The organism is Methylobacterium trifolii, from assembly GCF_022179685.1.
Taxonomy (GTDB): Bacteria; Pseudomonadota; Alphaproteobacteria; order Rhizobiales; family Beijerinckiaceae; genus Methylobacterium; species Methylobacterium trifolii.
Genome location: NZ_BPRB01000298.1, coordinates 22,622 through 31,270 on the forward strand (window position 1 = coordinate 22,622; position 8,649 = coordinate 31,270).

At 71.6% G+C, this 8,649-nt stretch carries 9 protein-coding genes; 4 read left to right on the top strand and 5 right to left on the bottom strand.

Translation table 11 applies throughout. The features are described 5' to 3' along the window. Positions 1 to 56: 56 nt before the first annotated feature. The gene (locus COGEMETH_RS22500) at positions 57 to 1,727 is read right to left on the bottom strand and encodes a methyl-accepting chemotaxis protein (RefSeq protein WP_238184923.1); all 1,671 of its coding nucleotides are present in this window, start codon (positions 1,725 to 1,727) and stop codon (positions 57 to 59) included. A gap of 222 nt (positions 1,728 to 1,949) precedes the next feature. After that, on the bottom strand, positions 1,950 to 2,486 hold the full coding sequence (hslV, locus tag COGEMETH_RS22505; RefSeq protein WP_238184932.1) for an ATP-dependent protease subunit HslV: 537 nt from the start codon (positions 2,484 to 2,486) through the stop codon (positions 1,950 to 1,952). A 278-nt stretch (positions 2,487 to 2,764) separates the two neighbouring features. Here hslV and COGEMETH_RS22510 point away from each other — a divergent pair, with 278 nt between their 5' ends. Then, positions 2,765 to 3,202 (top strand): hypothetical protein, encoded by a 438-nt coding sequence (locus COGEMETH_RS22510; RefSeq protein WP_238184924.1) that lies wholly within the window; start codon positions 2,765 to 2,767, stop codon positions 3,200 to 3,202. On the opposite strand, the gene COGEMETH_RS22515 is transcribed toward COGEMETH_RS22510, so the two are convergent. From COGEMETH_RS22515 to COGEMETH_RS22525, 3 genes are all read right to left on the bottom strand, one after another. After that, positions 3,186 to 4,307, bottom strand: a complete 1,122-nt coding sequence (locus COGEMETH_RS22515; RefSeq protein ID WP_238184925.1) for an ATP-dependent DNA helicase — start codon at positions 4,305 to 4,307, stop codon at positions 3,186 to 3,188. The genes COGEMETH_RS22510 and COGEMETH_RS22515 overlap by 17 nt on opposite strands. Beyond that, positions 4,304 to 5,233 (bottom strand): oxygen-dependent coproporphyrinogen oxidase, encoded by a 930-nt coding sequence (hemF, locus tag COGEMETH_RS22520; protein WP_238184933.1) that lies wholly within the window; start codon positions 5,231 to 5,233, stop codon positions 4,304 to 4,306. Before hemF ends, COGEMETH_RS22515 begins: the two co-directional genes overlap by 4 nt. A gap of 68 nt (positions 5,234 to 5,301) precedes the next feature. Beyond that, entirely contained in the window at positions 5,302 to 6,474 is a 1,173-nt protein-coding gene (locus COGEMETH_RS22525; protein WP_238184926.1) for an alanine racemase, read from the bottom strand. Between the two features lie 199 nt (positions 6,475 to 6,673). Between COGEMETH_RS22525 and COGEMETH_RS22530 the strand changes: the two genes are divergently transcribed. The 3 genes from COGEMETH_RS22530 to COGEMETH_RS22540 all read left to right on the top strand — a co-directional run bounded on the left by COGEMETH_RS22530 (position 6,674) and on the right by COGEMETH_RS22540 (position 8,616). After that, a complete protein-coding gene (locus COGEMETH_RS22530; protein WP_238184927.1) occupies positions 6,674 to 6,940 on the top strand; it encodes a hypothetical protein in 267 nt (88 codons plus the stop codon). Between the two features lie 169 nt (positions 6,941 to 7,109). Then, positions 7,110 to 7,883, top strand: coding sequence for an ABC transporter ATP-binding protein (locus tag COGEMETH_RS22535; RefSeq protein ID WP_373875422.1), 774 nt, complete (start codon positions 7,110 to 7,112; stop codon positions 7,881 to 7,883). Continuing rightward, entirely contained in the window at positions 7,876 to 8,616 is a 741-nt protein-coding gene (locus COGEMETH_RS22540) for an ABC transporter ATP-binding protein (RefSeq protein ID WP_238184929.1), read from the top strand. The genes COGEMETH_RS22535 and COGEMETH_RS22540 overlap by 8 nt, the downstream gene beginning before the upstream one ends. Positions 8,617 to 8,649: the final 33 nt, after the last annotated feature.

The following is an 8,649-nucleotide window of genomic DNA, read 5'->3' on the forward strand; positions in this document are numbered from 1 at the left end:
CCCGATCTAAGGGTCGGCGGCCGGGCTTTCCAGGGCGCCGGGGGCGCCTCGACCGTTCAAGCCGCGCGGACCTCGCCGACGAAGCCGGCGACCTCCGTGCCCAGGGTACCGGAGCGGCGGGCGAGGTCGCCGGCCGCGGTGAGCACCTGTGCGGCGCCGGCCCCGGCTTCGCGGGCGGCGGCCTGGACCTGCGCCATGGTCTCCGTCACGGCCTGGGTGCCGCGGGCCGCGTCGCTGACGCTGCGGGCGATCTCCTGGGTGGCGACCTGCTGCTCCTCCACCGCCGCCGCGACGCCGAGCGCGATCGCATGCACACCACCGATGGTGGTCCCGATCTCCTCGATCGCCATCACCGCGTCGGCGGTGGCCTCGCGGATCGTGGCGATCTGCGCGGTGATCTGGTCGGTGGCCCGCGCGGTCTGGCCCGCCAGCTCCTTGACCTCGGATGCGACCACCGCGAAGCCGCGGCCGGCCTCGCCGGCGCGCGCCGCCTCGATGGTGGCGTTGAGGGCGAGGAGATTGGTCTGCCCGGCGATGCCCGAGATCAGGGCGACGACCTCGCCGATGCCGGCGGCGCTGCGGGCGAGGAGCTGCACCCGCTCGTTGGTGAGCCGGGCGCTCTCGACGGCACCGGCCGCGGCGGTGGAGGTCTGGGCGACCTGGGCGCCGATCTCGTTGGCGGTGGCGGCGAGTTCCTCGGTGGCGGCGGCCACCGCCTGCACGTTCTGCGAGGTCTCATGGGCGGCCGCCATCACGGCGCCGGACTGGGCCTTGGTGCGCTCGGCGTTGGCGGCCATGGCGCGGGCGGTGTCCTCCATCTCGGCGGCGGCGCCGGCCAGGTGCTCGACCAGGGCGCCGACGCTGCCCTGGAAGCGGTCGGCCAGGGCCTCCATCCCGGCGCGCTTGCGGGCCTCGGCCTCGCTGCCCGCGAGCGCCTGCCGGCCGCGCAGGCTCTCGGCCTCGCGCATCGCGGCGGCGAACACCGCCATGTCGGCCCAGATCGCGCCGATCTCGTCCCGCGAGGGCCTGACCGCGGGCAGGTCGTGCTCGCCCTGCGCCAGCCGCCGGATCGCACCCGACACGTCCCGGAGCGGACGGGCGATCTGGCGGTGGCCGACGAGGCCGCCGATCAGCAGGCAGGCGAGGCTGCCCCCGAGGGCCAGCGCCAGCAGCAGGATCATGCGCTGGCGGTAGAGTTCGTCCGTCCAGAGGTCGATCGCCTCGGCATCGGCCCGCGCGCGGGCGACCTGCCCGTCGATGGCCCCCTGGAACGCCCGGCGGTTGACCTGGTTCGCGTCGTTGAAGCCGAGTTCGGCCGCGGCCTTCGGGGAGACCTCGGTGCCCGCCCGCGCGATGGCGATCCGCATCTCCCGGAAGGCGGCCGCACCTTCGACGACGCCCTTGAAGGTGGCCTGGTCCTGGGGCCGCATCAGCGGCGCCCAGACCTTGAGCAGGTCGTCCATGGCCGCCAGGCCCTTGTGCATGCGCTCGGCGTACTTGCCGGCCTCGGCACGGTCGGCGGCCGCGTAGACCCCGCGGGAATCCATCACCACCTCGGTGGCGAGGCGGTTGAAGTTGGCCGCATGGAGCGCGCGGGTCGCGGCGAGCTTCACGTCGGTGACGGCGCCGTTGAAGGTGTCGAGGGTCCCGATGCTGACCCCCGCAACCACCAGGGTGACGAGGCTGCAGGCGCCCACGAACCCGATGAGCTTCTTGCCGATGTTCATGCTGACGACCCGCCGCGGACAATGCAGGGACCATGCCGGCGTAGGCTCAAGATAAGGTTAACGAAAGTCCAGGCAGACTATGCCGGTTTATCCCGAGGCCGAAATTCAAATCTCGCAAAGTTCAGCCTGGCCCTAACCTGAAGTTGCCTCCCCGAGGTCTTGGGTCGGATGGGGGCCGGTCCGGTGATGCCGGGTCCTGTCGACCGTCCCGCCGAACAGCCCTCAGCCGGGAGCCGTTTCGAGGGCCTCGATGACGAGGCTGGTGTTGGTGTAGACGCAGATCTCGGCCGCGATCCCCATCGCCTTGCGCACGATGGCCTCGGCATCGAGGTCCTGGTCCTCCAGGGCGCGGGCCGCGGCCAGGGCGTAGTTCCCCCCTGAGCCGATCGCCATCACGCCGCCTTCCGGCTCCAGCACGTCACCCGCGCCCGAGAGCAACAGGCTCACGTCGCGGTCGGCCACCAGCATCATCGCCTCCAGGCGGCGGAGGTACCGGTCCGTGCGCCAGTCCTTGGTCAGCTCGACGCAGGCGCGGGTGAGCTGGCCGGGATACTGCTCCAGCTTGGCCTCCAGCCGCTCGAACAGGGTGAAGGCGTCGGCGGTCGCCCCGGCAAAGCCCCCGATCACGCTGCCCTTGGCCAGCCGCCGGACCTTGCGCGCGTTGCCCTTCACGATGGTCTGCCCGAGGCTGACCTGCCCGTCGCCGCCGACAACGACGCGGCCGCCCTTGCGGACCATCAGGATGGTGGTGGCGTGCATCCGGGGCGGGCCGGAATCGTCGTCGGGCAAGGTCTGTCTCCGGATCGGGTTCGATGGCAGCGCGTGAGGTGGGGATGCCGGTGCGGTTCGTCCACCTCCCGGACACGGGCCGGCTGGGGGCAGTGCCGATGCAGTATTTGGTTCGTTTAGAACAAAATTAACCGAGAATTAACCATGCGGATAGCGAAGATCATGCCTTCAAATCTTCGATTCGATGGGCAATGCCAGGTCGCCGGCCACGATCGTCGCCGTTCAGGCTTCTCGCGACAGGCGGCCTCGTGCTGCTCTCGCTGAATGCCTGCGCCTCCCGCGCCGACTTCCCGGCGCGAACCGGCTCGGTCGCGGCGATGCCGGGCACGCTGCTCACCGCCGATTCCGGCCGGCCTGCGAGGCCGCGCGCCTTCGGCATCGATCCCTACGCCGCCCTGGAGCGGTCGGCGGCCGACCGCGCCCGCTGGGCGATGGAGCCGGCCACCGACACTGCGCGCCTGGTGTGGAAGCCCATCCCGCTCAAGACGGCCGAGCCGGCGCGGGAGAAGACCGGGCCGGGCATCACCGCTTACGTCGAGCCGGTTCGGGCGGCCGAGGCGCCGCCGCATCCGGCACCGGAGGGGGAGGCCGTGCCCGATCGGGTGCTGAGCGCCGGAGCCGAGGCGGCCGAACCGGTCTGCGGCGGCTGCGCCGGATTCGATCCGGGGCTCACACCACCACCGTGATCGCCCGCGCCGCCCGCGTCAGGCCGGTATAGAGCCAGCGCGCCCGGTGCTCGCGGAAGGCGTAGGACTCGTCGAACAGGACCACCTTGTCCCATTGCGAGCCCTGCGCCTTGTGGACGGTGAGCGCGTAGCCGTAGGTGAACTCGTCGGTCTCGCGGCGGAGGAAGGCCGGGATCTCCTCCTCCGATCCGGAGATCACCGCGCGCAGGACCTTGATGTCGACGCCCCGCCGCCGCAGCGCCGGGTCGTCCTCGGGCACCACGTCGAGGCGGACCGTGTCGGGGCGGGGCGGGGCGCGCAGCGCCTGCACCGTCCAGGTCGAGCCGTTGAGCAGGCCCTTGGTGCGGTCGTTGCGCAGGCAGACCAGCTTCTCGCCCACGGCCGGCATCGGGTCGGTGTGGCCGGCCAGTTCCCGCAGGCGGCCGTTGTAGAGCCGGCGGGTCTTGTTGAGGCCGACGAGCACCTGGTCGCAATCGAGCACCTGGGCCGGGTCGATGGACCGTCGCGCGATCACCCGGCTCTGGCCGTACGCGCCCAGTTCCAGGCGCCCGCCCTCGCGCACCGTCATGGCCATGCGCACGATCGGGTCGTCCTTGGCCTGCCGGTGGACTTCGGTGAGCATCACGTCGGGCTCGGCCTCCGTGAAGAAGCCGCCGCCCCGCACCGGCGGCAGCTGGGCCGGATCGCCCAGCACCAGCACCGGCTTGTCGAAGGAGAGCAGGTCGTGGCCCAGGTCCGAATCGACCATCGAGCACTCGTCGATGACGATGAGGTCGGCCTTGGCCGCGGGGCCGGCGCGGTTGAGGGTGAAGGCGGGCCCGCCCTCCTCGGTCTCCTTGGTGCGGTAGATCAGGCTATGGATGGTGGCCGCGTCGTGGCAGCCCTTCTGGCGCATCACCGAGGCCGCCTTGCCGGTGAAGGCGCCGAACACCACGGGGCCGTCCACGTCCTCGGCGATGGCCCGGGCGAGCGTGGTCTTGCCGGTGCCGGCATAGCCGAACAGGCGGAAGACCTGGGCGCCCCCGCTACCTTTCCGCCACGCGGCGATCGCCTTCAGCGCCGCATCCTGCTGCGGGGCGAAGGCGTGCGGCAGGCCCGCGCTCACGGCCAGCGGACGGTGGGCGGCAGCGAGGACAGGATCGAGGCGACGTTGCCGCCGGTCTTCAGGCCGAAGATCGTGCCCCGGTCGTGCAGCAGGTTGAACTCGACGTAGCGCCCCCGGCGCACCTGCTGCTCCAGCCGGTCGGCCTCGGTCCACTCCTTCGGGAGGTTGGCGCGCATGATCGCGGGATAGGCCTTGAGAAAAGCCCCGCCCACGTCGCGGGTGAAGGCGAGGTCCGCCTGCGGGTCGCCGGTCCAGTGGTAATCGTAAAAGATCCCGCCGATGCCGCGGGGCTCCTTGCGGTGGGGCAGGTAGAAGTACTCGTCGCACCACGCCTTGTACTTGTCGTAGTTCGCGGCCGGGGCGTGGGCGTCGCAGGCGGCCTTCAGGGCCGCGTGGAAGACATGGCTGTCCGGGTCGTCCTGGCTGCGGCGGCGCTCCAGCACGGGGGTGAGGTCGGCGCCGCCCCCGAACCACGCCTTCGTCGTCACGACGAAGCGGGTGTTCATGTGGACGGTGGGCGCGTTCGGGTTCCAGGGGTGGGCGATCAGCGAGATGCCGGTGGCGAAGAAGCGCGGGTCCTCGGCGGCACCCGGCATCTGCGCCCGGAACTCGGGGGCGAACTCCCCGTGCACCGCCGAGACGTGGACGCCCGCCTTCTCGAACACCCGCCCGTGCAGCATCGCCATGGTGCCGCCGCCGCCGGGCTTCCCGGTATGGTCGGTGCGCTCCCACGGCGTTTTCTTGAATATTTGTGGTGCCTCCGGAGCATCGGCGTGGAACGGGCCGGCGGCCTCCGCTTCCAGGGCTTCGAGGGCGGCCACGATCCGGTCGCGCAGCGTGGTGAACCACGCGGTCGCCTCGGATTTCAGGGCCGCGACGTCGGCCTCGGGGAGGGGGGGCGGCGAGGGGGTCTGACCGTGCGGCATCGTCATGCCACAGGCTTTCCCACCCCGCCGGGCGGCCGTCAATTCACGTCCGACCCGAACGCGCGCCCTCACCAGCCGCGGATGCGCGGCCAGACGGCGTGGACCTCGCCCGCCCCGTCGAGGACGTGGTAGCGGTCGTGCTGGGCCCCCGTGGCGCAGGCGTGGTTGGGCAGGATGCGGATCCGGGCGCCGAGGGCGAGGTCGGGCAGCGCGGCCGTGGCCCCGGGGCGGAGGGCGACGATGCCGTGCTCCTGGTTGGCGTCGGCCACGATCAGGTCCGGATAGGGCCGGCCGGTCGCGTCGCAGACGATGCCGTAGCCCTGGTCCACGGCCTGGCGGGCCGTGCCGCGGTCGCGCGACAGGGCCATCCAGCCGGCATCCACGATGATCCAACCCTTCTGCCGCTGGTGGCCGATCACGCTCGCGAGCACCGAGAGGGCGATGTCCGCGATCCCGACCGAGCCGACGCCCGCCTGGAACAGGTCGCCGAACATGAAGACGCCGGCCCGCACTTCCGTGACCCCGGCAAGACCCTGGGCGAACCGCGCCGTCGGCGTCGAGCCGACGCTGACCACGGGGCAGGGCAGGCCGGCCGCGCGCAAGATTCCGGCGGCCGTCACGGCCGCCTCCCGCTCGGCCTCGGCGGCCCGGGCGATCGCGCCCGGATCGCTCAGGCCGTAGCTGTCGCCGGCATGCAGCAGCACGCCCCGCAATTCGGCGCCGCCTTCGACGAGGCGGCGGCCGATCTCGGCGAGGAGGGCGCCGTCCCCCGGCGCCACCCCCGAGCGGTGGCCGTCGGCGTCGACCTCGATCAGGGCCGGCAGCCGGTCGGCGTGCCCGCGCGACCAGGCCGCCACGGCGTCGGCCTGCGCGACGCTGTCGAGGATCAGCGCGAGATCGGCGCCAGCGGCCCGGATCGCCCCGACCCGGTCGAGCTTGGAAGGGGCGATGCCGACACCGTAGATCATGTCCCGCACGCCGCCCTGCGCGAAGTATTCCGCCTCGCGCAAGGTCGAGACCATGGCCGGCCCCGCTGGCGAGGCCATGGCGAGCCGGGCCACGTCGAGGGACTTGGCGGTCTTCAGGTGCGGCCGGAAGGCGACTCCGAACCCGTCGAGCCGCGCCCGCATGGCGGCGACGTTGCGCGTCAAGCGCCCCTCGTCCAGCAGCAGGCAGGGGGTGTCGAGGTCGGCGATGCCGGGCACCCGGCCCGTCGCGGTGCCCTCGTCGGACAAGGCCATGGCGCTCTCCCGTGGAGCGGCCCTTGTAGGCAGCCGGCCGGGGCGGCGCCAGCACCCCGCGGGCGCGTGCGGGAGCGCACGTCGGGACGATCGGGGCCGACCCATATCCGCGTCGTACCCAAGGTAACGGCCCCCGGACATCGTGGACAAGACCCATGGATGTTTGACGGAGACCGCAAGAAAAGATGTGGATACTGTGATGACCGTTCGTCTTGCTTCCATCGTTGCCGCCGCGGCCCTGAGCCTGGCCGCCCCGGCCGCCTTCGCCCAGGGCGGCAACTGGCCCGGCCGCGCGCCCGTCGGCGCCTACGACGACATCACCACCGGCTCGATCAATGTGCGCGATGCCCGCGTGCCGACCGGCTACGGCCGCGGCGCGGTCGACTCCGCCAAGGCGGGCAACGCCAACCAGCTGAACTTTCCGGTGCCGCAATACGGCCAGACCTCCGGCGGCCCGGCCTACTGACCGGCAGCCAGACGCGTTCGACGCCGATGACGGCGGGGCCGAAAGCCCCGCCGTTTTGCTGTGCCGGCATACGATCGGCCGGCCGTATCAGCCCCGGGAGATTGTTTCTCCAAAGTTCCGAAAGCGGATGGACGCCGCCCGCGCTTGGGCGATATACCGCGCCGGACGCATGGGAGGGTTGCGCTTGGCTCAGGACGTGATCTTGGCGACGAGCGGATTGACGAAGGAGTTCAAGGGCTTCCGGGCGGTCAACGGCGTGGCGCTGGAGGTCGTGCGCGGCACCATCCATGCGCTGATCGGCCCGAACGGGGCCGGCAAGACCACCTGCTTCAACCTGCTGACCAAGTTCCTCAGCCCGACCTCAGGCTCGATCCGCTACAAGGGCCGCGACATCACCGGGATGAAGCCGGCCGACGTCGCCCGCCTCGGGCTGGTGCGCTCCTTCCAGATCTCGGCGGTGTTTCCCCACCTCTCCGTGATGGAGAACGTCCGCATCGCCCTGCAGCGGCGCAAGCGCGGCGATTCCTTCGATTTCTGGCGGCCCGAGAAGGTGCTGCGCGCCCTCGACGGCGAGGCCCTGGAGCTGGTGGAGGCGGTCGGCCTGTCCGAGTTCGCCGACCACCAGGCGGTGGAACTCTCCTACGGCCGCAAGCGGGCTCTGGAGATCGCCACCACCCTGGCGCTGGACCCCGAGATGCTGCTGCTGGACGAGCCCATGGCCGGCATGGGCCACGAGGACGTGGAGCGCACCGCCGACCTGATCCGCCGGGTCTCCAAGGACCGCACCATCCTCATGGTGGAGCACAACCTCTCGGTGGTCGCCTCGCTCTCCGACCGCATCACCGTGCTCGCCCGCGGGCAGGTGCTGGCCGAGGGCGACTACGCCACCGTCTCGAAGGACCCGCGCGTGGTCGAGGCCTATATCGGAGCCGGACATGCCTGAGGCCGCGACGAAGGCCGTCCCCGCCGCCGCGGGCGCACCGCTGATCGCGGTGAAGGGGCTGGAGGGCTGGTACGGCGAGAGCCACGTGCTCCACGGCATCGACCTGGAGGTGCGGGCGGGCGAGGTGGTGACGCTGCTGGGGCGCAACGGCGCCGGCAAGACCACGACCCTCAAGGCGATCATCGGCATCCTGGGCAAGCGCCGCGGCTCGATCGTCTACGACGGGGCCGAGACCATCGGCATGGCCTCGCGCAACATCGCGCGCCTCGGGCTCGGCTACGTGCCGGAGGAGCGCGGCATCTTCGCCAGCCTCTCGGTGTACGAGAACCTGATGCTGCCGCCCAAGGTGAAGCCGGGGGGCATGACGGTGGCCGAGATCCACACCCTGTTCCCGAACCTCAAGGAGCGGGCGGCCAGCCAGGGCACCAAGCTCTCGGGCGGCGAGCAGCAGATGCTGGCCATCGGCCGCATCCTGCGCACTGGCGCCAAGACCATCCTGCTCGACGAGCCGACGGAGGGGCTCGCCCCGGTCATCGTCCAGCAGATCGGCCGCACCATCCAGGCGCTCAAGGCCAAGGGCTACACCATCGTGCTGGTGGAGCAGAACTTCCGCTTCGCCCAGACGCTGGCCGACCGCCACGTGGTGATCGAGCAGGGCCGGGTGGTCGACACCATCCCCAACGACGCGCTCGACGCCAACATCGACAAGCTCCACGCCTATCTCGGGGTCTAGGGCATGATGCGGAGAAGTGGAATCCGGTTTTCC